This is a genomic window from Gemmatimonadaceae bacterium (assembly GCA_035606695.1).
Taxonomy (GTDB): domain Bacteria; phylum Gemmatimonadota; class Gemmatimonadetes; order Gemmatimonadales; family Gemmatimonadaceae; genus JAQBQB01.
Window position 1 is genome coordinate 1 of sequence record DATNEW010000019.1, and the last position, 22,294, is coordinate 22,294.

30 protein-coding genes and 1 tRNA gene are annotated in these 22,294 nt (G+C 64.6%); 29 read left to right on the plus strand and 2 right to left on the minus strand.

Features of this window, described 5'->3' with window-relative positions:
- The 18 genes from VN706_07295 to VN706_07380 all read left to right on the plus strand — a co-directional run.
- Positions 1–697, plus strand: a 697-nt coding sequence (locus tag VN706_07295; GenBank protein ID HXT15420.1) for an inositol-3-phosphate synthase, incomplete at its 5' end; no start/stop codon positions are given.
- Positions 698–756: 59 nt separating this feature from the next.
- On the plus strand, positions 757–1,215 hold the full coding sequence (locus VN706_07300) for a hypothetical protein (GenBank protein ID HXT15421.1): 459 nt from the start codon (positions 757–759) through the stop codon (positions 1,213–1,215).
- A 50-nt stretch (positions 1,216–1,265) separates the two neighbouring features.
- Positions 1,266–1,535 (plus strand): hypothetical protein, encoded by a 270-nt coding sequence (locus VN706_07305; protein ID HXT15422.1) that lies wholly within the window; start codon positions 1,266–1,268, stop codon positions 1,533–1,535.
- A gap of 70 nt (positions 1,536–1,605) precedes the next feature.
- Positions 1,606–2,730: a thiamine pyrophosphate-dependent dehydrogenase E1 component subunit alpha gene (locus VN706_07310; GenBank protein ID HXT15423.1), complete on the plus strand. Its 1,125-nt coding sequence runs from the start codon at positions 1,606–1,608 to the stop codon at positions 2,728–2,730.
- Positions 2,731–2,829: 99 nt separating this feature from the next.
- A complete protein-coding gene (locus VN706_07315) occupies positions 2,830–3,807 on the plus strand; it encodes an alpha-ketoacid dehydrogenase subunit beta (protein HXT15424.1) in 978 nt (325 codons plus the stop codon).
- Positions 3,807–4,109 (plus strand): hypothetical protein, encoded by a 303-nt coding sequence (locus VN706_07320; GenBank protein ID HXT15425.1) that lies wholly within the window; start codon positions 3,807–3,809, stop codon positions 4,107–4,109. The genes VN706_07315 and VN706_07320 overlap by 1 nt, the downstream gene beginning before the upstream one ends.
- 4 nt (positions 4,110–4,113) lie before the next feature.
- Positions 4,114–5,478: a 2-oxoglutarate dehydrogenase, E2 component, dihydrolipoamide succinyltransferase gene (sucB, locus tag VN706_07325; GenBank protein ID HXT15426.1), complete on the plus strand. Its 1,365-nt coding sequence runs from the start codon at positions 4,114–4,116 to the stop codon at positions 5,476–5,478.
- A gap of 2 nt (positions 5,479–5,480) precedes the next feature.
- Positions 5,481–5,741, plus strand: coding sequence for a hypothetical protein (locus VN706_07330; protein HXT15427.1), 261 nt, complete (start codon positions 5,481–5,483; stop codon positions 5,739–5,741).
- Positions 5,742–6,005, plus strand: coding sequence for a hypothetical protein (locus tag VN706_07335; GenBank protein ID HXT15428.1), 264 nt, complete (start codon positions 5,742–5,744; stop codon positions 6,003–6,005).
- Positions 6,002–6,877 (plus strand): PHP domain-containing protein, encoded by an 876-nt coding sequence (locus VN706_07340; protein HXT15429.1) that lies wholly within the window; start codon positions 6,002–6,004, stop codon positions 6,875–6,877. Before VN706_07335 ends, VN706_07340 begins: the two co-directional genes overlap by 4 nt.
- Before the next feature lie 209 nt (positions 6,878–7,086).
- Positions 7,087–7,818 (plus strand): SDR family oxidoreductase, encoded by a 732-nt coding sequence (locus VN706_07345; protein HXT15430.1) that lies wholly within the window; start codon positions 7,087–7,089, stop codon positions 7,816–7,818.
- A complete protein-coding gene (locus VN706_07350; GenBank protein HXT15431.1) occupies positions 7,805–8,572 on the plus strand; it encodes a hypothetical protein in 768 nt (255 codons plus the stop codon). The genes VN706_07345 and VN706_07350 overlap by 14 nt, the downstream gene beginning before the upstream one ends.
- Before the next feature lie 39 nt (positions 8,573–8,611).
- Positions 8,612–9,601 carry a thioredoxin-disulfide reductase gene (gene trxB, locus VN706_07355; GenBank protein HXT15432.1) on the plus strand — a complete coding sequence of 330 codons (990 nt, stop codon included), beginning with the start codon at positions 8,612–8,614 and terminating at the stop codon, positions 9,599–9,601.
- A complete protein-coding gene (locus tag VN706_07360; protein HXT15433.1) occupies positions 9,598–10,248 on the plus strand; it encodes an MBL fold metallo-hydrolase in 651 nt (216 codons plus the stop codon). The genes trxB and VN706_07360 overlap by 4 nt, the downstream gene beginning before the upstream one ends.
- 16 nt (positions 10,249–10,264) lie before the next feature.
- On the plus strand, positions 10,265–10,735 hold the full coding sequence (locus VN706_07365; GenBank protein HXT15434.1) for a DUF4149 domain-containing protein: 471 nt from the start codon (positions 10,265–10,267) through the stop codon (positions 10,733–10,735).
- A 45-nt stretch (positions 10,736–10,780) separates the two neighbouring features.
- Positions 10,781–12,205, plus strand: a complete 1,425-nt coding sequence (locus VN706_07370; GenBank protein HXT15435.1) for an aspartate ammonia-lyase — start codon at positions 10,781–10,783, stop codon at positions 12,203–12,205.
- Positions 12,206–12,251: 46 nt separating this feature from the next.
- Positions 12,252–12,716: an Rrf2 family transcriptional regulator gene (locus VN706_07375; protein HXT15436.1), complete on the plus strand. Its 465-nt coding sequence runs from the start codon at positions 12,252–12,254 to the stop codon at positions 12,714–12,716.
- A 3-nt stretch (positions 12,717–12,719) separates the two neighbouring features.
- Positions 12,720–13,280, plus strand: coding sequence for a hypothetical protein (locus VN706_07380; GenBank protein HXT15437.1), 561 nt, complete (start codon positions 12,720–12,722; stop codon positions 13,278–13,280).
- Positions 13,281–13,321: 41 nt separating this feature from the next.
- Here VN706_07380 and VN706_07385 read toward each other — a convergent pair.
- Positions 13,322–13,405, minus strand: a tRNA-Leu gene (locus VN706_07385).
- A gap of 172 nt (positions 13,406–13,577) precedes the next feature.
- Here VN706_07385 and smpB point away from each other — a divergent pair.
- The 5 genes from smpB to VN706_07410 all read left to right on the plus strand — a co-directional run bounded on the left by smpB (position 13,578) and on the right by VN706_07410 (position 17,603).
- On the plus strand, positions 13,578–14,021 hold the full coding sequence (gene smpB, locus VN706_07390) for an SsrA-binding protein SmpB (protein HXT15438.1): 444 nt from the start codon (positions 13,578–13,580) through the stop codon (positions 14,019–14,021).
- A gap of 8 nt (positions 14,022–14,029) precedes the next feature.
- Positions 14,030–15,394, plus strand: coding sequence for an N-acetylmuramoyl-L-alanine amidase (locus VN706_07395; protein HXT15439.1), 1,365 nt, complete (start codon positions 14,030–14,032; stop codon positions 15,392–15,394).
- Positions 15,391–16,344, plus strand: coding sequence for a dihydroorotate dehydrogenase (locus VN706_07400; protein HXT15440.1), 954 nt, complete (start codon positions 15,391–15,393; stop codon positions 16,342–16,344). The genes VN706_07395 and VN706_07400 overlap by 4 nt, the downstream gene beginning before the upstream one ends.
- Positions 16,332–17,087 carry an orotidine-5'-phosphate decarboxylase gene (gene pyrF, locus VN706_07405; protein ID HXT15441.1) on the plus strand — a complete coding sequence of 252 codons (756 nt, stop codon included), beginning with the start codon at positions 16,332–16,334 and terminating at the stop codon, positions 17,085–17,087. Before VN706_07400 ends, pyrF begins: the two co-directional genes overlap by 13 nt.
- 144 nt (positions 17,088–17,231) lie before the next feature.
- Positions 17,232–17,603 (plus strand): hypothetical protein, encoded by a 372-nt coding sequence (locus tag VN706_07410; GenBank protein HXT15442.1) that lies wholly within the window; start codon positions 17,232–17,234, stop codon positions 17,601–17,603.
- Positions 17,604–17,943: 340 nt separating this feature from the next.
- Here the strand turns inward: VN706_07410 and VN706_07415 are convergent, their stop codons facing one another.
- Positions 17,944–18,798: an IS1 family transposase gene (locus VN706_07415; protein HXT15443.1), complete on the minus strand. Its 855-nt coding sequence runs from the start codon at positions 18,796–18,798 to the stop codon at positions 17,944–17,946.
- Positions 18,799–18,903: 105 nt separating this feature from the next.
- Between VN706_07415 and VN706_07420 the strand changes: the two genes are divergently transcribed.
- The 6 genes from VN706_07420 (at position 18,904) to rpsD (ending at position 22,183) form a co-directional block, all read left to right on the plus strand.
- Positions 18,904–19,653, plus strand: coding sequence for a hypothetical protein (locus tag VN706_07420; protein ID HXT15444.1), 750 nt, complete (start codon positions 18,904–18,906; stop codon positions 19,651–19,653).
- Positions 19,643–20,158: a PIN domain-containing protein gene (locus VN706_07425; GenBank protein HXT15445.1), complete on the plus strand. Its 516-nt coding sequence runs from the start codon at positions 19,643–19,645 to the stop codon at positions 20,156–20,158. The genes VN706_07420 and VN706_07425 overlap by 11 nt, the downstream gene beginning before the upstream one ends.
- A gap of 399 nt (positions 20,159–20,557) precedes the next feature.
- Positions 20,558–20,674 carry a 50S ribosomal protein L36 gene (gene rpmJ, locus VN706_07430; GenBank protein ID HXT15446.1) on the plus strand — a complete coding sequence of 39 codons (117 nt, stop codon included), beginning with the start codon at positions 20,558–20,560 and terminating at the stop codon, positions 20,672–20,674.
- Positions 20,675–20,680: 6 nt separating this feature from the next.
- On the plus strand, positions 20,681–21,058 hold the full coding sequence (rpsM, locus tag VN706_07435) for a 30S ribosomal protein S13 (GenBank protein HXT15447.1): 378 nt from the start codon (positions 20,681–20,683) through the stop codon (positions 21,056–21,058).
- 108 nt (positions 21,059–21,166) lie between these two features.
- Positions 21,167–21,544 carry a 30S ribosomal protein S11 gene (gene rpsK / locus VN706_07440; GenBank protein HXT15448.1) on the plus strand — a complete coding sequence of 126 codons (378 nt, stop codon included), beginning with the start codon at positions 21,167–21,169 and terminating at the stop codon, positions 21,542–21,544.
- Between the two features lie 3 nt (positions 21,545–21,547).
- The gene (gene rpsD / locus VN706_07445; protein ID HXT15449.1) at positions 21,548–22,183 is read left to right on the plus strand and encodes a 30S ribosomal protein S4; all 636 of its coding nucleotides are present in this window, start codon (positions 21,548–21,550) and stop codon (positions 22,181–22,183) included.
- Positions 22,184–22,294: the final 111 nt, after the last annotated feature.

Sequence of the window (22,294 nt, forward strand, 5' to 3'; positions counted from 1 at the left end):
CGCGATCCGCGAAGGGCTCCCGTACGCCAATGCCGCGCCCAACCTGAGTGCCGACGTCCCGGCGCTGCTGGAACTCGCACAGAAGACCGGGTCGCCGCTGGCCGGCAAGGACCTCAAGACCGGTCAGACGCTGATGAAGACCATGATCGCCCCGGGTCTCAAGGCGCGATTGCTCGGTATCGAGGGATGGTATTCCACCAACATTCTCGGCAACCGTGACGGCGAAGTGCTCGACGACCCGGCGTCGTTCAAGACGAAGGAGGAGTCGAAGCTGTCGGTGCTGCACACGATCCTTCAGCCGGAAGCGTATCCCGATCTGTACAAGGATTTCTCGCACGTCGTGCGCATCAACTACTACCCGCCGCGCGGCGACAACAAGGAAGGCTGGGACAACATCGACATCGTGGGGTGGATGGGCTACCCGATGCAGATCAAGGTCAACTTCCTCTGCCGCGATTCGATCCTCGCCGCGCCCATCGTGCTGGACCTGGCGCTCTTCTCGGACTTCGCGCATCGCGCGGGGATGAAGGGCATTCAGGAATGGTTAAGCTTCTATTACAAGTCGCCGATGGCCGCTCCCGGATTGCAGCCGGAACACGATCTTTTCATCCAGCAGACGAAGCTCAAGAACACGCTTCGGCATCTGATGGGTGAAGAGCAGATCACCCATCTGGGGCTGGAGTACTATCAGTCCTGAGAGGGGGATCTTCAATGCAGAATTCCGAGCGTAGGTGCGGAGCGCCGAAGCGAGGAAGCATGCCCACGATGAGCGCGATGCTTCTCAGTGTCGCGCTCATTGCGTCCGCGGTCTCATCATGCAACAGCGGTCCCTACAAGCCGCCGGCGCTGCACCAGTACACGCTGGACTACGATTTCACGATTCAACCCGACCAGGCGCCTCCACACGCGCGCGACGACGTGCACTACTCGATCACCATTCTCGACCGCAAGACGAGGCAGCCGATCGAGAACGGCGAGGGGCAGCTCTACTCGAGCAAGCCCATCGAGCCCGACGCGCCGAATGGCCCGCATTCACACACGTACGACGGCCTGGCCTATGGCCCGGAGGTCGGCGTGTATCATGCGAAGCTAAATTTCGTTGTCTCGGGCACGTGGGCGGTGGCGGTGCGCTTTCGCCGCGATTCGCTGCACACGCTCGAGAAGACCGAATGGATGCAGGACGTTCTCGCCGAACGAGCCTCGGCCACACCCTAAGACTCTCGAACACCTCGAGCACTTCGATGCGCCATTTCTTTCGCAGTCACATGTCCCTCGCGGACGTCCTGGCCGAGGCGGACTCGTTCTTTCCGGGCATCGGTCTGACGCAGAACACGACGGCGCCCAAGACGCGCACGTATTCCGGCGCCCTCGGCGCGCTGAAGCTGTCGGTGAAAGCGGAGGGCGGCCACTATACGTTCGTCGAGGTGAACACCGATCAGATGGGCGAGAGCCGTCTCGATCGGAATGTGAAGCGGTTTTTCGTGACGCTGCATCGCCATGCGGATCCGGCGCACGAGTTGACGGCGAATTACTGAGCTGGGCGTTGGGCGATGGGCGCTGGGCGTAGTACGCTCTGAGCGCCGCGCCGACTAGTTTTTGCCACATATGCCCCGCGCCAACAACAGCGTCGCCAAGGCGAAATCCCGACCAACGCCCATCGCCCATCGCCCATCGCTGCTCGAGCTGTACTACTGGATGCGCCTGACGCGCACGCTCGAGGAGCGGCTGGTCGCCCTGTATCGGCAGACGAAAGTCGTCGGCGGACTCTTTCGGTCGCTGGGACAGGAAGCGGACGCGGTCGGCAGTGCGTACGCGCTCGAGCGGCGCGACATTCTGTCGCCGCTCATTCGCAACCTGGGCTCGATGCTCGTGAAGGGCGCCACGCCGCTCGAAATTCTGAAGCAATACATGGCCAAGGCCGATTCGCCGACGCGCGGGCGCGAGCTGAACATCCACTTTGGCGACACCGAGCGCGGATTCATCGGCCAGATCTCGCCGCTCGGCGACATGGTGCCGGTGATGGCCGGCGTGACGCTCAGCTTCAAGATGCGCGGCGAGGATCGCGTCGGGCTCGTGTATGTCGGCGACGGGGCGACGTCGACGGGCGCGTTTCACGAAGGCATCAACTTCGCGGCGGTGCAGCGCTGTCCGCTGGTCGTCATCGTCGAGAACAACGGCTACGCGTATTCCACGCCGACGTCGAAGCAAACGGCGGCGAAGCAATTCGTCGACAAGGCGATCGGCTATGGCGTCGCGGGCGACCAGGCGGACGGCAACGACGTGCTGGCGGTGTACCAGGCGACGAAGCGGGCGGTGGATCGCGCGCGGCGCGGCGAAGGCGTGACGCTGGTCGAGCTCATGACGTATCGCCGCAAGGGCCACGCGGAGCACGACAATCAGTCGTATGTACCGCCGGGTGAGATCGATCGCTGGGAGCGTGAGAACGATCCGATCACGCGCTACGCCGCGCGCCTGCGCGACGAATTCGAGTTCTCTAATAGCGAGATCGAGGCCGTGGACGATCGCGTCCGGCGCGAGGTCGATGACGCGACTGACGCCGCCGAGCGGTCGGGAATGCCCGAAGCGCTCGATGCGCTGCAAGGCGTGTACGCCGATCCGCCGGCCGCAGAGCCGCTCTGGTTTCGTGAAGGCGTGGCGAGCGCGGTGGACGAGCACGAGCGGCCCGAAGGGTGGGGCGTGTTCAAGCACACGCCGGAGAAGGAGCATTGATGGTCCCCCCGCGTGTCATCCCGAGGAGCGAAGCGACGGGGCATCTGTCGTCCCTCGATCGTGACGCGAGATTCCTCGCTACGCTCGGAATGACGAAGCATGCCTGAAATCACCTACCTCGAGGCCATCCGTGAGGCCCTCTTCGAGGAGATGGATCGCGACGCCGACGTCTTCTGCATCGGCGAAGACATTGGCCGCTACGGCGGCGCGTTCAAGGTGACCGACGGGTTGCTCGACAAATACGGCGAGCAGCGCGTCATCGACTCGCCGATTTCCGAGATCGGGATCGTCGGCGCGGCGGCCGGTGCGGCGCACATGGGCATGCGTCCCGTGGTCGAGATGCAGTTCATCGACTTCATCGCGAACGCGTACGACATGCTCACGAACTACGTCGCGACGGCGCGGTATCGCGCGTTCCTGCCGTGTCCGATGGTCGTGCGGGGGCCGAGCGGAGGATACGTTCGCGGCGGGCCGTTTCATTCGCAGAATCCCGAAGCGGGATTCGTCCATACGCCGGGGCTCAAGGTCGTGTATCCCTCGACGGCCGAGGACGCGAAGGGCTTGATGAAGGCGGCGATCCGCGACGACGATTGCGTGCTGTTCTTCGAGCACAAATATCTCTATCGCCGGGTGAAGGCGGAGATGCCCGCGGGCGATCACGTCGTGCCGATCGGCAAGGCGCGCATTGCGCGTGAAGGGAAGGATCTGTCGATCATCACGTACGCCGCCACGGTATGGAAGGCGCTCGAGGCCGCGGAGCAGCTCGAGAAGCAGGATGGGCTTTCCGTCGAGATTCTCGATCTGCGCACGCTGTCGCCGCTCGACGACGACGCGATTCAGGCGACGGTGCGCAAGACGAATCGCGCGCTCATCGTGCACGAGGACACGCGAACCGGAGGCCTGGCCGGCGAGATCACGGCGCGCATCAACGAAACGTCGTTCGCCTGGCTCGATGCGCCCGTGCTGCGCGTGACGGCGCACGACGTCCCGCTGCCATACGCGCCCGCGCTCGAGGATTACGTGCTGCCCCAGACCGCGGACATCGTCACGGCGGCGCGCGCGCTGGCAGCGTATTGATGGCGAACCCCGAGGCGCCGGACTCGACGCCGCAAGTCCCGAAGACGACCCGATGGGAGTATCTTGGAGTCGGCTGTTTTTCGACGTTCGTCGGGTTTGCGGGCGGCGGCATGATCGCCGTGTTGATCGCCAAGATCGTCGGTGCGTTGGCGCGCTGTCGAAGCGATGCGGAGACGGGCGCGCCGTGCAATTGGTATGCGTATATGGTGTTCGGCATGATCATTGGAACGATCGTCGTTCCGATTGTTTCGATCTGGTTCTTCCGGCGCGGCAGGGCGCGCGCTGCTAATTCCCGAGGGTAGCGCAGTGGCACGTGTAGACGTCGTCATGCCTCAGATGGGCGAGTCGATCGCTGAAGGCACGCTGTCGAAGTGGTTGAAAAAAGTCGGCGATCAGGTGAAGCGCGATGAGCCCATCTTCGAGATCTCGACCGACAAGGTCGACGCGGAGATTCCGGCGCCGTCGACCGGTGTGCTGGCGGAAATCCTCGTGACCGAAGGCCAGACGGTTCCGGTATCGACCGTGGTCGCACGTCTCGAAACCGATGTTGCTGCTGGTGTGTCGGCTGCGGCGGCCGCCCCCACTCCGGCCCCTGCCGCCGCCGTTGCGTCGTCCCCTGCGGCGCCAACCGCGCCATCCCCCGCCGCGCCAGCGGCGCCACCCCCTGCGGCGCCAGCCGCGCCACACCCTGCGGCGCCAGCCGCGCCACACCCTGCGGCGTCAGCCGCGACAAACGGCAACTCACTCGAAGACCGCCTTCGCACCAAGTCGTCGCCGCTCGTACGGCGCATTGCCGCGGAGCACGGTATCGAGATCAACGGGATGCAGGGCAGCGGCATCGCCGGACGCGTCACGAAGAAAGACATTCTTCAATTCATCGAGTCCGGCGCGAAAGCGCCTCCCGCCCAGCGCCCAGCGCCCGGCGCCCAGCCCGTGCACGCGGGTCCGCTGCCCGAGCCATGGCCCGGCGACGACGTGCAGCCGATGTCGAAGATGCGCGCCATCATCGCCGAGCACATGGTGGTCTCCAAGCACACCTCGGCGCACGTGAACTCGTTCTTCGAGGTCGACTTCACGCGCATCGCGCGCATTCGCGCCAAGCATCGCGCGGAGTTCGAGAAGCAGACCGGCGAGAAGCTGACGTATTTGCCGTTCATCATCAAAGCGGTGACGGATGGGTTGCGTGCGTTCCCCGTGCTCAACGCGGCGGTGCGCGGGAACGAGGTCATCTATCGCAAGCAGATCAACGTCGGCATCGCCGTCGCGCTCGACTGGGGTCTGATCGTGCCCGTCATCAAGGGCGCCGACAACCTCTCGTTGACGGGGCTCACGCGCTCGCTCAACGACCTCGCGAATCGCGCGCGCAGCAAGCGTCTCGATCCGCGCGAGGTGCAAGACGGGACGTTCACCATCACAAATCCCGGCGTGTTCGGCTCGCTGATGGGCACGCCGATCATCAATCAGCCGCAAGTCGCCATTCTGTGCCTCGGCACGATCGAGAAGCGGCCGAAAGTCATCACCGGTGCCGACGGCGAAGACACGATCGCCATTCGCACCTGCGCGTACCTGTCGCTGTCGTTCGATCACCGCATCGTCGACGGTGCGGATGCCGACAAGTTCATGTCATTCGTGAAGAAGGGCCTCGAGACATTCCCCGAAAACGTGCTCTGACCATGCCGCGCGCCCTCACGATTCAGCGGACTCTCGTCACCCCGCCGGACCGGGACAAGTTTCACGAGCGGCTCAAGCGAAAGCGTGACTACTACGCCTCGAAGGACTGCCGGTTCTGGGCGTTCGAGGAAGCGAGCCTGCCGGGCGCGTTTTTAGAGTTCTTTGAAGCCGCGGACGCCGCGACGCTGGCCCGCGCGCACGCCGAGGCGCCGGAGCCGGTGCTCGACCCCAATCGCGTATACAAAGAAGTGGAGCTTCGATAGATGCCTGCTCGCACCATCTCCGCCGGCGGCAAGACCTGGCGGGTCTTTCCCTCCGGCCGCGTGACGCAAAACGAGCACGATGAATTCGGCTTGATGTTCATTGCCGGCACGGGCGCCGACCGCGTCGTTCGCGTGACGCGCTACTCGCCGGTCGGCACGCGCTCGCGGGAACGCGCGCTCCTCGAACTTTCGGACGCCGACCTGCAGCGCTTGTTCGGCAGCTCTCAGCCCAGCGACACGTCGCCGGAAGCCGACTACACGTGACCGCTCCGTACCCGGGGGCTGGTGGCGGAGCCGCGCCGAGCGGCTTCGTCGATCTGCACATGCATTCCACGGCGTCGGATGGGTCGCGCGCGCCCGCCGACGTCGTGCGCGAAGCGAAGCGCGTCGGTCTCATCGCGATCGCACTGACCGATCATGATACACTCGATGGACTGCCCGAAGCGATGGCGACCGGCACCGAGCTTGGCGTGCGCGTCGTTCCCGGCATCGAGCTGAGCGCGGTGGAAGGCGACGTCGAGACGCACATTCTCGGGCTGCATCTCTCGGACACGCGCGAGCTGGAATCGCGGCTCGTCGCGCTCCGCGAGATGCGCCGCACGCGCGCGCAGCGCATCGTCGAGCGGCTCAACGAGCTCGGCGTGCGCATCGAGTTCACGGCGGTGCTGGACCAAGCGGCGGGCGGCGCGATCGGCCGGCCGCATGTCGCGCGCGCGATGATCGCCGAAGGTTGGGCCGTCGATTTTCGCGACGCGTTCGAGCGTTACCTTGGCAACGGAAAGGCCGCCTACGTCGGCAAGGATCGGTTGGCGGTGGCGGACGCGATCGGGCTCATTCACAACGCCGGCGGCCTCGCGATCCTCGCGCACCCCGCATCGGGTGGAACGCGTGCGCGCGTCGAGCAGTTCGTGCAAGAGGGGATCGACGGCGTCGAAGTGCGGCACCCGAGCCATTCGTCGGAGGACATTGCGCGCCTGAGCGCGCTGGTCGAGCATTTTTCACTGGTTCCGAGCGGGGGATCTGACTGGCACGGAGCGACCGATGGACCACGGACGCTCGGGATGATGCGGGTGCCGGAGGAGTGGTTGGGGCGGCAAGACGGGCGGGTTCGGGCTCGGCCGCCGCGTGCCGCCTAGATCACTCGACGGCGGACGACATCGGACCACGCAAGAAAACAGCATTACCACGGACTGCGGAAGGCGACGGCCACTGATCGGCACGGAGACGGCGTTTCGAGTAACTGCAGTCAACTGCTGTCAACGCCGACTCCGTGCCGATCCGTGCACGTCGCCGCTCACAGTCCGTGATATTTTTTTTATGAGTTCTTGTCTTTGAGAGGCTCTCCGTGGACCTGAACGGCCGTACCGCACTAGTGACGGGCTCCGGACACCGCGTTGGCCGCGCGATCGCGGTGGCCCTCGGTGGGCGCGGCATGCGCGTGGCCGTGCACTACAACTCCACGGCGGACGGCGCGCGCGAAACCGTGAAGCAGATCGAGGCCGCGGGCGGCGAGGCGGACGTCGTTGCCGCCGATCTTACGCGTGCCGAATCGGCGGCCGAGTTGATCGCGACCGTGGTCGAGACGTTCGGCTCGCTCGACGTGCTCGTGAACTCCGCGGCCGTCATGCTGCGCATGCCGTTCGGCGAGATCACCCCCGAACACTGGGACGAGGTGATGACGCTCAATCTGCGCGCGCCGTTCTTTCTCGCGCAGGCAGCGGCGCCGCATTTGCGCGCGGCGCGCGGCGCCGTCGTCAACATCGCGGACCTCGCGGCGTTCGAAACGTGGCCGGGGTATCTGCCCCACGGCATCTCGAAGGCAGGCATCGTCTACATGACGCGCGCGCTCGCGAAGGTGCTCGCGCCCGAGGTCCGCGTTGCCGCGGTGGCGCCGGGCACCGTGCTGCTACCGCCCAACTTCGATCCGGTGCAGACCGAGCATCTGCGCGAGACCACGCCGCTCAAGCGCCATGGCGATCCGTCCGACGTCACGCGCACGGTGCTGTTCATCCTCGACTCGGATTATCTCACCGGCGAGACGATTCTCGTGGACGGCGGCCGCCATGTCCGAAAGTGACGGCCGCGACCCGCAAGCGTACGGCACGATCGTCATCGTCGGCGGCGGTTGTTACGGCAGTTATTACGTGCGGCAGCTCGATCGAGCGGCGCGCGCCGGAGCGCTGACCGCCGAGCAGATTCTCGTCGTCGATCGCGACGACGCGTGCGCGGTGGCCGGGTCGCTGGCGTCGTGCGCGATTTCAAGTGTGCTCGTCGTACGCGAGTGGCGAGCATTCTTCGATCAGTATCTCACCAACGCCGCGGAGCATCCGTCTGATTTCGCGCGCGACGCGATCGTGCCTTCGCCGCTCATGCCGCATCTCATGGGCGAATGGCTCGTGGAACGCGCGCGCAGACGATTTGGCGATGCCGTAACGACGCAGCCCTTCGATCGCGTGCCGAGCGTGCCGTGGGAACGCGCCGGCACCGATGGCACACACTACGTGAGCTTCGCGACGTGGATGTGCCCCATCAACTGCGTCGAGCCGCGCACCTGTCCGCACACGCGCGACGAGCGAACATGGAGTCTGCCCGCGCGCCTGGCCGATCACGCCCGCGAAATGCAGGACGCCGGCGGACACGTCGAGATCGCGACGTTGTTCTGCCGCCACCGCGCATACGGCGTCGGCATGTTCGACACGGCCGAAGTGCTCGCGGCCGACGGACGCATCGCGGCCGCGGGCGAGATGGGAAGTGCCGACGTCATCATCGGCACCGTCTCCCACTGCCACGGCGCGCTGACACGGCTGGTCATCGGCGCTCGGCCGGGATGACGGGGCATTGACCTTTCTTGCTCACTAGATTTTCCGGGCATGGGAACGACCTACAACTTCGATGTCGTCATCGTCGGTGCGGGACCGGCGGGCATGTGCGCCGGGATGTACGCCGGACGCTCGATGCTCAAGGCCGTCGTGCTCGAGCGCGGGTTTCCGGGCGGCGAGCTGCTCAACACCGAAGTCATCGAGGATTATCCGGGCTTCGAGCACATTCTCGGACACGAGCTGGCGCAGAAATTTTCCGATCACGCCGCCAAGTTCGGCGCCGAGTTCCGGAACGGTGTCATCGTGGAGTGCGTGCAGAAGCGACAGGACGGCACGTTCGAGACGCGCTGCGACAACGGCGACGTGTACGTGTCGCCCGCGGTGATCGTCACGGCCGGCGGTACGCCGATCAAGCTCGGCATTCCCGGCGAATTGGAGTACGCGGGAAAGGGCGTGTCGTACTGCGCGATCTGCGACGGCGCCTTTTTTCGCAATCAGGAAATCGCCGTGGTCGGCGGCGGCGATGCGGCGACGGAAGAGGCGGACTTTCTGACGCGCTACGCGAGCAAGGTGTATCTCATACATCGCCGCGAGTCGTTGCGCGCGTCGAAGATTCTCCAGCAGCGGCTCTTCGCGAATCCCAAGATCGAAGTCATCTGGAACACCGTCGTCGACGAAGTCGAGGGCGACGCGCAGGGACTCGTGAAGAACCTGAAGCTGCGCGACGTGGAGACCGATGCCCGGCGCGATCTCCCCGCGCAGGGCATGTTCGTCTTCATCGGATTCCGGCCGAACACCGGCATCATCGAGGGGCACGTCGACCACGACGAGATGGGCTACCTGCGCACCGATGCCAACATGCACACGAGCATTCGCGGCCTGTTCGCGGCGGGCGACGTGCGGTCGCAGCTCACGCGCCAGGTGACGACGGCGGTCGGCGACGCGACGACGGCGGCGATCGCGGCGGAGAAATATTTGAAGGCGTTGGCGGACGGCGATGGTGACGAGCCGCTCGTCGGAAGCGGAGGCTACGCGGTATGATCGGTATGAAGATCACGCTGCTGACCGTCGGCCCGTTCGAGGAAAACTCGTATCTCGTGATCGACGAAGAATCGAATCGCGCGGTGCTGATCGATCCCGGCGACGAGCCCGATCGTTTGATCGCGATGGTGCGCGAATCCGGCGCGACGCTCGACGCGATCTGGCTCACGCACGCACACATCGATCACATCGGCGGACTTGCCGGCGTGCGGCGCGCGTACCCGGTGCCGGTGTACATGCACCCGGCGGACCGACCGGTGTTCGACCGCGGCGCGACACAAGCCGCGGTGTACGAACTGCCCTTCGAGCAGCCCGACCCGCCCGACTTCGAGCTCGCCGATGGCGACATCCTCACGCTCGGCGACGCGCAATTTCATGTCATGCACACGCCCGGCCACGCGCCCGGCCACGTCGTGTTTCGCAATGACCGCATCGTCCTGGGCGGCGATCTGCTGTTCGCCGGATCGGTTGGCCGCACCGACCTGTTGTTGTCCGACCCGGACCAGATGGCCGATTCGCTCGTTCGGATCTGCGAGCTCGACGACGAAACGGTGGTGTTTCCCGGTCACGGGCCGCACACGACGATCGGCCGCGAGCGCGCCACGAATCCGTGGGTGACGGGACTCGCGGGTATCGTGCCGCGATGAGCATCAGAGAATCGACATGCGCGCGGTAACGACGTCCATAATCGCGATTGCGCTGCTGGCGCTCTGGTTGGGCGCGGGCACGATCGTGAGCGCGGTCGTCGCGCCCGCGCTGTTCGCCGTTCTGCCAAGCCGCACGCTGGCCGGCGCGGTGGTGGGCCGCGTGCTGCCGGCGGTGTTCTATTCGGGCATCGTCATCGGTCTCGTCGCGCTCGGACTCGAATGGCGCGTGCATCGCGAGTGGCGGTGGGCCGAGTCGGCGATGGGCATCATGGTGCTGGCGTGCGCGGCGGCGCAGGTGTTCGTGGCCCCGCGCATCGAGGCGGTACGGCAGGCGATCGGCGGCCCGGTGGACGCGCTGTCGGCCGATGATCCACGGCGCATCGCGTTCGGCCGCTTGCATGGCGAGAGCGTCGCCTGGCTCGGACTGGCGATGGTGGCCGCGGCCGTGGCCGGGGTCGCGATCGCGCGTGTTATGACGAAAGAATAATTAGATGCTGACGACCCAATAATCACACACCGACTCCTGACGCATATGCCTGACACCCGCCGCGAAAAAGATCCGCTGGGCTACCTCGAGGTCCCGACCGACGCACTCTACGGCGTCCAGACCCAGCGCGCCCGCCAGAACTTCTCGATCAGCGGCCTCACGCCGCTCGAGCCGTTCATCATCTCGCAAGTGTGGATCAAGAAGGCGGCGGCGCTGACACACAAGGAAACCGGGCGCCTGGACCCCAAACTCGCCGACGCCATCGTACAGGCCGCCGACGAGGTCCTCGCCGGGAAGTATCGCGACGCCTTCATCGTCGATCCCTATCAGGCCGGCGCCGGCACCTCGCACAACATGAACGCGAACGAGGTCCTCGCCAATCGCGCCAACGAACTCCTCGGCGGCCAGCGCGGCTCGTACACGCCGGTGCATCCGAACGACCACGTCAACATGGCGCAGTCGACGAACGACACGATCCCCACGAACATCCGCCTGTCGTGCCTCGCTCAGCTCGCGACGCTCAACGCGGCGCTCGAGAATCTCATCGGCGCGTTCGCCGACAAGGGCGTCGAGTTCAACGACATCGTGAAGGCGGGCCGCACGCATCTCCAGGATGCCATGCCCATTCGCCTCGGGCAGGAATTCACTGCGTACGCAGGCACGCTCGCGCGCGGTGTGAAGCGCATCAACGAAGCCGCGGACTATCTCCGCGACCTGGGGATCGGCGGCAGCGCCGTGGGCACCGGCGTGACGGTCGAGAAAGAATATCCCGCGCTGATGAACAAGTATCTCAAGCAGATCACCGGACTCGACCTGCGCATCGGGCAGGATCGCATTCAACTCATGCAGAGCATGGGCGACGTGGCGGCGTTCAGCTCGCAGATTCGCGTGCTCGCCCTCGATCTCAGCAAGATCGCGAGCGACCTGCGCCTGATGGTCATGGGCCCGCGCACGGGCATCGACGAGATCAAGCTTCCCGCCGTGCAGCCCGGCTCGTCGATCATGCCGGGCAAGGTGAACCCCTCGATTCCCGAGATGGTGAATCAGGTGTGCTTCCAGGTCGTCGGGTGCGACACCACCGTGTCGATGGCCGCCGAGCATGGACAACTCGAGCTCAACGTGATGATGCCCGTCATCGCGCACAACGTGCTGCTCGAGATGCGCATCATCTCGAACGCCGCGACGGTGTTCGCCGACAAATGCGTGAAGGGCATCGAAGCCAATCGCGAGATGTGCGAGTATTGGGTCGAACGGTCTGCCGCGCTCGCGACCGCGCTCGCGCCGCAAATCGGCTACGCCAAGGCGGCGGAGATCAGCAAGAAGTCGGTGCAGGAGGGCGTGCTGATCCGCGACATGGTCAAGCGCGACAAGATTCTGCCGGACGCCGAGGTCGACGACGTGCTCGATCTGAAGAAGATGACGGAAATCGGCGTGCCGGGAGGGAAGCACGGAGCTGTCGCGGCGGGCTGACGGCAGATTTCTCGCTTCGCTCGGAATGACAGGATAGATTTGAGACGTGCGCATCACCACGCTCGCCGAGTACGGCGTCATCTGTGCTCTCCATCTCGCCCGCCGCGCCGCGGACGGTCCGATCACCGGCCGCGAGATCGCCGAGGTCGAGCGGCTGCCCGGTGACTACGTCGAACAGATCCTGCTGCGTCTGAGGCGCGCGGGACTCGTGCGAAGCACGCGCGGCGCGCGCGGCGGATACGCGCTGGCCCGCGAGGCGACGGCCATCTCCATCCGCGACGTGATCGAGGCCTCGGAGACGACGACCTTCGACCTCCATTGCGTGTCGCACCCGGTCGGCGAAGAGCGGTGCTCGTCGTCGCACAATTGCAGCATTCGCCCCGTGTGGATGCTGCTGCAGCAAAAGATCGACGACGTGCTCGAAGGCGTGCATCTGTCCGACTTGCTCGTCGAGGAAAGCGAGGTGCGCACGCGCGTCGGCTTGCGGACGTTGCCGGTGCTGCAGCACTGAGCGATGCCGTTCTTCGCTAGCTGGCGCGCGCAGCGCGAGCTTCAGCGAAAGGCCGCGACCTTCGTCGCGGCGCTGTTCCGCGAGCCCGCGGAAGACGATGTGCAGTGGCTCACGCAGACGGCGACGCGCGGCGACGTCGATCACGCGCGTTGGGAGCTGCGCTATGCGCGCCGCGCGCTCGGCCTCGTTGCGGCGCAGCGCGACGCGCTCGACGACCGCACCGCGTCGATCGTGGCGCGCGAGATCTCAGAAGCGCTCGCTCGCGACCGCAACATCGCCGCGGGCATGCTCGAGACCGTGGAACGCCAGTTCAACGCTCGCTTGAGCGCGTATCGCGATGGCCTGGCCGCGCGCGCTGGCGCCCCGACGCCCATTCGCATGGGGCAGACGCTGTTCGCGTTCGCGGGCGGTGCGTTCAAGCTCCAGGACGACAACATCGTCCGCGCGGGCGAGCTGCTCGGCACGTATCTCACCGAAGCGAACGAGGCGCTTCGCGCGGCGTTCGGAACCGCCGCGCTGCCGGAGAATGTGCCGCCCAGCGCGATGGCTGGTGGAAAGCAGTAGGGCCGGAAACCGGGAGTAAGCTGTCCGGTTGCCGGCCCAAATGCCGAAGGGGGGACTCGAACCCCCACGAGCTTGCGCCCACTGGCTCCTGAAGCCAGCGCGTCTACCAGTTCCACCACTTCGGCAGTAGCAAAAAAAGGTAGTCGAGACGCGCGGGGCCGTCAACGTATCGTGTGTTGCTGCGCGGAGATGGCTCGCCTAAGTTGCCACATTGTGTCAAAGAAGCCCGCCGCCCAGACTTCGGGCCAGAACACCCGTCGGAAGCAGGCCGAGCCCAACCCCGGCACCAAGGCCGAAATACAGTCCATCGCGCGAAACAAGCGTGCGCGATTCGACTACGAAATCCTCGACACCTACGAGGCCGGCCTGGTCCTGAAAGGCACCGAAGTGAAGTCGCTCCGAGACGGCCGCGCCAACATCAGCGACGCCTACGGGATCATCAAGGACGGGGAGGCCTACCTCCTCAACCTGCACATTTCTGCGTACGAACGGGGCGGATACACCAACCACGAACCCGAACGTACCCGAAAGCTGTTGCTCCACCGCAAGGAAATCCGTCGTTTGATTGGGGCCGTCGAGCGCCAGGGACTCACCCTGATCCCGCTCGAGCTCTATTTCAAGAACGGAGTGGCGAAGGTGGCGCTGGCGCTCGGCAAGGGCAAAAAGCTGCACGACAAGCGGGATACCGAGCGCGAGCGAGATGCCGCGCGCGAGATCGCGCGGTCGGTGCGTGTCCGATGATGAAGCGGATGATGAAGCGAACGACGCGGGCCGCTGTCGTCGCGGTCGCGGCCGTTCAGATCGCGGCCGCCGTCCAAGCGCAACCCGCCCAGGCGCAATCCGCGCCGCGCCAGCTCGTCGTGCGGAGCGGCGATCAGGTCGTACGCATTCCCACGGTGAGCACCGCGAACGGCCCGATGATTCGCCTGCGCGCGCTCGATCAGATGATCCCGATCAAGGTGCAGCGCGATTCAGGAAATTGGTATACGGTCGAAGCGTGGGGCGCGCGCTTTCAGCTCGAGACGGGATCGACCGTCATTCACGCGAACGACGCCGTGCGCCAACTCGCCACCGCGCCGATCATGCGCAACGGTGACCTGCTCGTTCCACTGCAGCTCGTGTCCGACGTCTTTCCCACCGTGTTGCCGAACAATCGCTGGGACGCCGACAGCGCGCAGCTGATTCTGATGTCCATGGCCGACCGGCCGGTGATTCGTGCGTCGTCGGAGGGTGCGTCCGGTTCGTCGTCACGGCGAACCACATCCGTGCAGCAGCAGGGCGGTGAGGTCAACGAGGTTGCGCGCGCCAACGCGCGCGCCGGCGGACCGCTGCCGCCGATCAGCGCGAAGACCGGCCGGCGTCGCGTGATCGTGGATGCGGGGCACGGCGGCATCGACAACGGCATGACGGGGCCGATCGGCGGCGGACCGAAGATCTACGAGAAGAACATCACACTCGCGGTGGCGAAGGACCTGGGCGCGCAGCTCGAGTCGCGCGGGCTCGACGTGGTGTACACGCGCACGACCGATACGCTGATCGCGCTCGACGACCGGGGGCGCATCGCGAACAAGGCGCAAGGCGATCTCTTCATCTCGATTCACGTCAACGCGGCGAATCCGAATTGGAAGGATCCGGGCGGCTCGCGCGGCTTCGAGACGTATTTCCTCTCCGAGGCACGTACGGAGGACGCGCGCCGCGTGGAGCACATGGAAAATGACGCCGCGCGCTTCGAGACGATGACGGACCACGTCGACAAGGACGATCCGCTGAGCTTCATCTTCAGCGACATGCAGCAGAACGAGCATCTGCGCGAGTCGAGCGAGCTCGCGGATCTCATTCAGCAGCGCCTGGGCAGAATGCATCCGGGCCCGAGCCGCGGCGTGAAGCAGGCGGGGTTTCGCGTGCTCGTGACCGCGTACATGCCCGCGGTGCTCGTCGAGATCGGCTTCGGCACCAATCCGAAGGAAGCGCAGTATCTCACCGATCCCGACAAGCAGAACGCGCTGGCGGCGGCGATCGCCGACGCGGCGACGGAGTATCTCGAGCGATTCGAGAGCCGGCTCCACGGCACACGCGCCGCGCCGGCCGCCTCGCGCCCGGAGCCGCGGCGGTGACGGCGCCGGCCGCCCTCCGGACGGTCGTTAGCAATCTTGAATTCAAGAATCCTATCGTCCTCGCCGCCGGGACCGCGGGCTACGGCGAGGAGCTGTCGGGCGTCATGCACCTGGAGGCGGTGGGCGGCCTCGTCACGAAGGCCGTCTCGCTCGCGCCGCGCGACGGAAACGCCGCGCCGCGCGTCGCCGAATTCGACGGCGGAATGATGAACGCCGTCGGACTGGCGAACCCCGGACTCGACGCCGTCCGCCGCGAGCACGTGCCCTGGCTGGCGACGCACCTCGCGGGCACGCGAAAGATCGTGAATGTCGTGGGCTTTGAGATCGACGAGTATCCGGCCGTGGTCGCGGGGCTCGAAGAGGCGCTGTCCATGCCCGCCATGCACGACGCCGTCGAAGCGTACGAGCTCAATGTCAGCTGCCCAAACACGAAGGCGGGCGGCATGGAGTTCGGCGCCGATCCCGCCTCGTTGCGGCTCGTCATCGAGCGTGCTCGCCGCGAAACACGACGGCCGCTGTTCGTGAAGCTCTCGCCGACACTGTCGAACATCGGTGACGCGGCGCGCATCGCGGCGGATGCCGGCGCCGACGCGATCAGCGTGGTGAACACAATTCCCGGCTTGCTGATTGATGTGGAGCGTCGCCGTCCGGTGCTGGGTTTCGGTTCGGGTGGCGTCAGCGGGCCGGCGATTCTCCCGGTCGGTGTCCTCGCGACGTGGAAAGTCCGCCAGGCGGTCGCGCTTCCGATGCTCGGCATTGGAGGGGTAGCGAGCGCGACCGATGCGGTGCAATACATTCTCGCCGGCGCGTCACTCGTAGGTATCGGAACTGCAGCACTTCGCGACCCGCGGGCGCCCGAGCGAATCGTGCGCGACCTCGAGCAGTGGTGCGCGCGACACGGCGTCACCCATCTGCAATCGCTGAGTGGAACACTGGAATGGCCGCACTGACCAACGCGCCGAGCACACTGAGCAACGCAACGACGACGACTCCGATTGTCGCGCTCGACGTCTCGACGGCGGAAGACGCCATCGAGCTCGTCGACTACCTCGGCGAGCGGTGCCGCTTTTACAAGGTTGGCAACGAGCTGTTCACGGCGGCGGGGCCCGCCATTCTCCGCGAGCTGCGCGCGCGCGGCTGCGACGTGTTTCTGGACCTCAAGTTTCACGATATTCCAAACACGGTCGCCGGCGGCGTTCGCAACGCCGCGCACATGGGTGCTCGGCTCGTGACGGTGCATGGGGTTGGCGGCGTGACGATGTTGCGAGCGGCGGCGGAGGCCGCGCGAGACGCGTCTGGCGATGCGTGCGGCGTACTCGCCGTGACCGTGTTGACGTCGCTCACAGCGGGCGACGTGGCGCGGGCCTGGGGTAGGGACGCGGCCGTGCTGGACGTGAGCGACGAGGTGCTGCGGCTGGCGGACTTGGCCAAGGAAGCCGGGGTGCACGGCGTCGTCTGTAGCGGCCGAGAGGCGTCGCGAGTGCGCGAGCGGCATGGCGTCGCCCTGGCTGTGCTGGTACCGGGCGTTCGTCCGGCCGGTGGAGCGGTGCAGGATCAGGCGCGTGTGGTCACACCGGCCGAGGCGGGCGCGGCGGGCGCGCGGTACGTCGTGGTTGGCCGGATGGTGACGGCCGCGAGCGACCGGCGGCGGGCGATGGACGAGGTGGTGCGAGAGCTTGCTTCGGGTCGGTAGACGGCGGGCAGACGGCGGGCAGACGGCGGGTAGACGGCGGGTAGACGGCGGGCAGACGGCGGGTAGACGCTGTGCAGACGCTCGGATGCTTAACCGGCACTGGTACAGTTTGAATGACCAGGCCGGGTGGAGTAGTTTCGCCCGATGCAACAGCCCACTCTTGTCTGCCCGTCGAGCGCGTCAGGTCTCCTGACCGTCTTCGGTCTCGCGCTAAGCATCGTGTCGCTCGTGCTCGCGTTCTATGCCATCTGGCAAGCGAACGATGCGCGCAAGGAAGCGAACAAGGTGAACGCGGCGACGCTAGATTTGTTACTGGATGTGCGAACGGACGCGAAATCCGTTGCAACGATTCTCGCGCCCGAATTGAAGGAATACGGCGCGGTGAGTCGTCAGGCGTTGATGCAGCGGACGTTCAGACCGACCGAGACGCTGACGGCGACCGCCGATGACTCAGGAACTAAGGCGACTCCTGATGTGGCGCCGCGTGATACGGGAGCGTCAAATGCGAGTAGTTGAGAGTGTCTTCGGTGCGGGCAAGCAGCTGATCGACGGCATGGAGTTCATCAGATGTCGATTTGAAGGCACGACTCTCGTCTACTCAGCAACCGCGCCGACGCTGCTGAATGAGTGTCAGTTTGTGGGCGTCCAGTTCGAGTTTAGTGGCCCCGCGCTTCTTGCCTTTGATTTCCTACGAGCTCTCGGGCATGGTGCGGGGCCGGACGGTGCGCGGATTGTTCAAAGTGTTATAAAACACATCCAATCGCCCCCGCCGCCCCCGCCGCCATCGCTTTCGCGAATTGCGGAAACGACTGCTACGTCGAGCGTGACAATCGCTCCGACTATTCCGAGCGTCGGCTCACGACGCAAGTAAGGCGACCACTTCGCCGAGATTCCAAACATGATCGCTCACGCCCGCTGCCATCGCGGGCGTTTGCTTTATCCCGCCGTTGTTCTTCGTCAGCGTCATATGCGGACGACAGAAATTGTAGTACATGAACCACAGCGACATCGCATGCACGTGGTTCTCGATCTTCTTGCTGTGGCCGTTCGTGAGGCGCGTCAGCCGGCGGATGTTGGTCCGCATGCGCGTGTTGTGCGACTCGGCGTAACTGGTCGAGATCAGCGCCTCGTCCGGCTGGCCCATGATCGGCTTTTTTTCTAGCGACGTGAGGGCGACGGGCGCGTACTTGCCGCTGCCGTGCGTATCGCCGGTTGCGCCGTACAATTTGACCAGCATCGCGTAGTCCACGCCGTTCCAGCCGAACGCATTCTCCACCGCCGTCAGATAGGCGTTGTGGCCGTCCGTCGAGAGCTGCACGCGGTTCGCGAGACGCGACGCCAGCTCCTCCATGAACAAGTGCGCAGCGTCGGCATCGCGAGTGCCGACGTGCCAGCACGGAATGAGCTTCGTGTCGGCGCAGATCCCCGTCCACGTCCAACAATCGCCGCGCCCGCGTCCCTTCTCATCGAGCGGGACATTCTTCTCGCGCGCGCCGACGAATGACCAAATCTCGTCCGCTTCGATGCGCTTGCATGGCAGGTTCACCAGCACGCGCTGCTGGTAAGCGAGAACCGCCGTTCCGACCTCAGCGAGCAGCTTCAAGATCGTGACCTTGCTCGCACCCGTCTGCCGTGCCGTCGCATTGATCGACGCGCCCTCACAGAGGGCGTAGAGGATTTGCACGCGCTTTTCGGTCGACAGGCGGTTCATGGTTCGGTTCGTGAATTGAAACTGAACTAATATGCTTGCTTAACTTTACGTTGTCAAGTACTTCTTTCTCTGGTTTGTTCTCCTCTGAGCATGTATACTGTGGCCATGGCGAAGATCGTTCTTGACCTGGATCGCAGGGATGTCTCGGCGCCCGATTTCGCCGAAGGCTTTCTTGCGCAAATGCGTCTCGTCGAGCAGGTCATGGTCGAGATGGGCATCGCAGCCAATCAAGTTCGGTGGGTCATTGAGGATCTTCGCGCCGGGAGTGCCTACGCTGCGGCGACAGCTCACATACAAGGTGAGCATGTCGCGATGGCAGACATCGAAGCTGCAATCCGAATCGCCGGTCAGGGCACGAAGGCTCTGGCATCCTCGAATAAGCGACCCGCTCATTTTTCGGATGCCGCGCTCAAGACAAGCCGAACGCTGACGCGAATTCTGTCGGAATATGACAGCGGTAAGGCAGTGGCACGATTCGGCCAGATTGTAGTGAAGCCCAGCGAAAAGGTCGCCGAAAACGTCGCCACTATCATTCGCGGCGATCTCCGCAGCATAGCCAGTATTGACGGTACGCTGGTCGGTGTGAACGACTACGGAAGGATTGAAATCTCCGTCGTGGACCGTTTACGCGGTCGGCGCATTCGCTGTGAGATCCCTAACGACTTGGTCGATAAGGCGCTCAGTGCGTTCAAGAAGCGCGTCGTCGTTCGAGGGCTGATGTGGTCCCGTCAGGACGGGACCGCAATCCGGATCGACGTTCGGAGCCTCGACGTAATGCCACCTGACGATCAACTTCCGACGCACAGCCAAGTCCGTGGCATCCTCAGCGGCTACAGGATCGCCAATGGCGAATAAGATTCGTCGCTATTGGGATTCCTGCTGCTGTTTCGGCTACCTGTTGAACCAGGCTAACCGTGCCGATAAGTGCGAGCCCATTTTGCTCGACGCGGAAGTCGGGAATTGCGAGATAGTCATATCGGCCTGGACCATCGCGGAAGTGCTCCACAAGAAAGGCGACAAGCGGCCCTTTCCGAAGGAATCGCGCGAGCTGCTACGAAAGTTCTTCAATCGAAGCTGTTTCATCGTCGCCGAAGTGGATCGGGTCATCGCCGAAGCCGCTCAAGACGTGTTCTGGGAACATGACATACTGCCGAAAGACGCCGTACATGTCGCCACCGCGTTGGTGGCGAACGCCAATTATCTAGAGACCTTTGATGGCGGCTTGCTTGCGAAGAGCAAGAAGCTCGGGGGCGACCCAGTACTCGTAATTCAAGAGCCGGGTGCTGAGCGTCTAAAAGCGGAAGCGAAGAAGGCCGATAAGAAGGGGCAAATAGAGCTACCGGGAACGCTTTCGAGCTGACGCTTTCGCGCCCTTCTTCGCGATGCTGACCCGCTCCTTTCGGCTGAGCGTCTTTGCGCGAGCAATGCCGCCTTTTGAGGCCCGAACCTGGGTCGGTCCCGGCTCAGCGTCTTCCGGCTTCTCGGCTTCTTTCGTCGCGATTCCACCGACGAGCCTGGCGAGCTGCATCATGTCGGCCGGTCGCTTCGGGCGCTTTGGCATGGATGCAAAATACCGAACCGAGGTTTCATGACCAAGAACTGGCTACTTTCAAACTGTACCAGTGCCTGCTTAACCCGTCCCCTTGCTTCAACTTACCAGCCTAGTTACTCTTAGGGTCTGGCCCGGAATTTTTCGGGTCGGATTAGCTGTCTCAACCGGTTTTCTCGTTTTTCTTTCTTGGTTCCGTCCGGAGCGCCTGTGAAAGTCCGCACGAGCGTCAAGCCGATCTGTGAGCATTGCAAAGTTGTGAAGCGCAACGGCGTGACTCGCATCATCTGCAAGCGCAACCCCAAGCACAAGCAGCGTCAGGGTTAATCGAATATGGCTCGTATTGCTGGCGTCGATCTCCCGAGAGACAAGAAGGTCGAGATCGGTCTGACCTACATCTACGGCATTGGCCGTCATGCCGCCCAGGAAATCATCGAGAAGGCGGGCATCGACGCCAATCTGCGCATTCGCGATCTGACCGACGCGGACGTGAACAAGATCCGCGGCGTCATCGAGCGCGATCACAAGGTCGAAGGCGCGCTCAGGACCGAAGTGGCGATGAACATCAAGCGGTTGATGGACATCGGGTCGTATCGGGGCATTCGCCACCGTCGCGGCCTGCCAGTCCGCGGCCAGCGGACGCACACCAACGCGCGCACGAAGAAGGGGCCGCGTCGGGCGATCGCCGGCAAGAAGAAAGTGACGAAGTAGCAAGCAGTAACAAGCAGTAACAAGCAGTAACAAGCAGTAACAAGCGGTACTTAGCAGATCCTCGTCTCGCTTCGCTCGCGAGGATGACAGACACACAACTAACGAATCATGGCGACTGGGAAGAAGGCAAAGCGGGTCGTGGAAGCGGAAGGTGTGGCGCACATCAGCGCTACCTTCAACAACACGACGATCACCATCACGGACTCGCACGGCAACGCGGTGTCCTGGGGCTCCTCCGGCAAGGCCGGGTTCAAGGGCTCCAAGAAGTCGACGCCGTTCGCGGCGACCGTTGCCGCCGAGCAGGCCGCGCGTGAAGCGTTGTCGGCCGGTGTGAAGCGCGTCCACGTGAAGGTGCAGGGCCCGGGTTCGGGCCGTGAGTCGGCGATTCAAGCCTTGGCAACGGCTGGCCTCCAGGTCAAGTCGATCAAGGACGTGACGCCGATCCCGCACAACGGCTGCCGTCCCCCCAAGCGTCGGAGAGTTTGATCCATGGGTCGCTACACCGGGCCGAGCTGCAAGCAGTGCCGGCGCGAAGGAACGAAGCTTTTCCTGAAGGGCACCAAGTGCTTCACGGAGAAGTGCCCCGTCGAGCGTCGTCCGTACGCTCCGGGCCAGCACGGCCAGAACACCGCGCGCCGCCGCAAGTCGTCCGAATACTCGAAGCAGCTGCGTGAGAAGCAGAAGATCAAGCGCATCTACGGCATCTCGGAGCAGCAGTTCCGGAACACCTTCCAGAAGGTGCGTCCGATGCCGGGGATCACGGGCCACAATCTCTTGGCCGCGCTCGAGAGCCGTCTGGACAACATGATCTACCGCATGGGTTTCGCGCCGAGTCGCAAGGCCGCGCGCCAGCTCATTCGCCACCGCCACGTCGAGATCAACACCAAGACGGTCGACATCCCGAGCTATATGGTGGCGCCGGGCGAGGAAGTGCGCATTCGCCAGAAGTCGCGCGAGGTGCAGCCGATCCTCGCCGCGATGGATCAGTCGTCGCGCGGCGCGCCGCTGTCGTGGCTCGCCGTCGATCGCGACACGTTCAGTGGCCGGATGCTCGAGCGTCCCAGCCGTCCGAACATTCCGATCGCGGCGCAGGAGCAGTTGGTGGTGGAGTTGTATTCGAAGTAGCACGCCCGTCATCCTCGCGAGCCGCGTCGCGGCGAGTCGAGGACCTGCTCTTGTGAACGCCGTTATCACGAGCAGATCCTCGACTCCCTCGCTTCGCTCGGTCGCGAGGAC

Excerpts from the sequence above, each read along its gene's own strand:
- VN706_07410 (HXT15442.1), top strand. The coding sequence starts at position 17,232 with ATGCAACAGCCCACTCTTGTCTGCCCGTCGAGCGCGTCAGGTCTCCTG.
- rpsM (HXT15447.1), top strand. The coding sequence starts at position 20,681 with ATGGCTCGTATTGCTGGCGTCGATCTCCCGAGAGACAAGAAGGTCGAG.
- pyrF (HXT15441.1), top strand. The coding sequence starts at position 16,332 with ATGGCCGCACTGACCAACGCGCCGAGCACACTGAGCAACGCAACGACG.
- VN706_07315 (HXT15424.1), top strand. The coding sequence starts at position 2,830 with ATGCCTGAAATCACCTACCTCGAGGCCATCCGTGAGGCCCTCTTCGAG.
- VN706_07420 (HXT15444.1), top strand. The coding sequence starts at position 18,904 with ATGGCGAAGATCGTTCTTGACCTGGATCGCAGGGATGTCTCGGCGCCC.
- VN706_07305 (HXT15422.1), top strand. The coding sequence starts at position 1,266 with ATGTCCCTCGCGGACGTCCTGGCCGAGGCGGACTCGTTCTTTCCGGGC.
- VN706_07415 (HXT15443.1), bottom strand. The coding sequence starts at position 18,798 with ATGAACCGCCTGTCGACCGAAAAGCGCGTGCAAATCCTCTACGCCCTC.
- VN706_07310 (HXT15423.1), top strand. The coding sequence starts at position 1,606 with ATGCCCCGCGCCAACAACAGCGTCGCCAAGGCGAAATCCCGACCAACG.
- VN706_07300 (HXT15421.1), top strand. The coding sequence starts at position 757 with ATGCCCACGATGAGCGCGATGCTTCTCAGTGTCGCGCTCATTGCGTCC.
- VN706_07350 (HXT15431.1), top strand. The coding sequence starts at position 7,805 with ATGTCCGAAAGTGACGGCCGCGACCCGCAAGCGTACGGCACGATCGTC.
- VN706_07370 (HXT15435.1), top strand. The coding sequence starts at position 10,781 with ATGCCTGACACCCGCCGCGAAAAAGATCCGCTGGGCTACCTCGAGGTC.
- VN706_07365 (HXT15434.1), top strand. The coding sequence starts at position 10,265 with ATGCGCGCGGTAACGACGTCCATAATCGCGATTGCGCTGCTGGCGCTC.
- VN706_07335 (HXT15428.1), top strand. The coding sequence starts at position 5,742 with ATGCCTGCTCGCACCATCTCCGCCGGCGGCAAGACCTGGCGGGTCTTT.
- VN706_07380 (HXT15437.1), top strand. The coding sequence starts at position 12,720 with ATGCCGTTCTTCGCTAGCTGGCGCGCGCAGCGCGAGCTTCAGCGAAAG.
- VN706_07320 (HXT15425.1), top strand. The coding sequence starts at position 3,807 with ATGGCGAACCCCGAGGCGCCGGACTCGACGCCGCAAGTCCCGAAGACG.
- VN706_07425 (HXT15445.1), top strand. The coding sequence starts at position 19,643 with ATGGCGAATAAGATTCGTCGCTATTGGGATTCCTGCTGCTGTTTCGGC.
- VN706_07395 (HXT15439.1), top strand. The coding sequence starts at position 14,030 with ATGATGAAGCGAACGACGCGGGCCGCTGTCGTCGCGGTCGCGGCCGTT.
- rpsD (HXT15449.1), top strand. The coding sequence starts at position 21,548 with ATGGGTCGCTACACCGGGCCGAGCTGCAAGCAGTGCCGGCGCGAAGGA.
- rpsK (HXT15448.1), top strand. The coding sequence starts at position 21,167 with ATGGCGACTGGGAAGAAGGCAAAGCGGGTCGTGGAAGCGGAAGGTGTG.
- VN706_07330 (HXT15427.1), top strand. The coding sequence starts at position 5,481 with ATGCCGCGCGCCCTCACGATTCAGCGGACTCTCGTCACCCCGCCGGAC.
- VN706_07360 (HXT15433.1), top strand. The coding sequence starts at position 9,598 with ATGATCGGTATGAAGATCACGCTGCTGACCGTCGGCCCGTTCGAGGAA.
- trxB (HXT15432.1), top strand. The coding sequence starts at position 8,612 with ATGGGAACGACCTACAACTTCGATGTCGTCATCGTCGGTGCGGGACCG.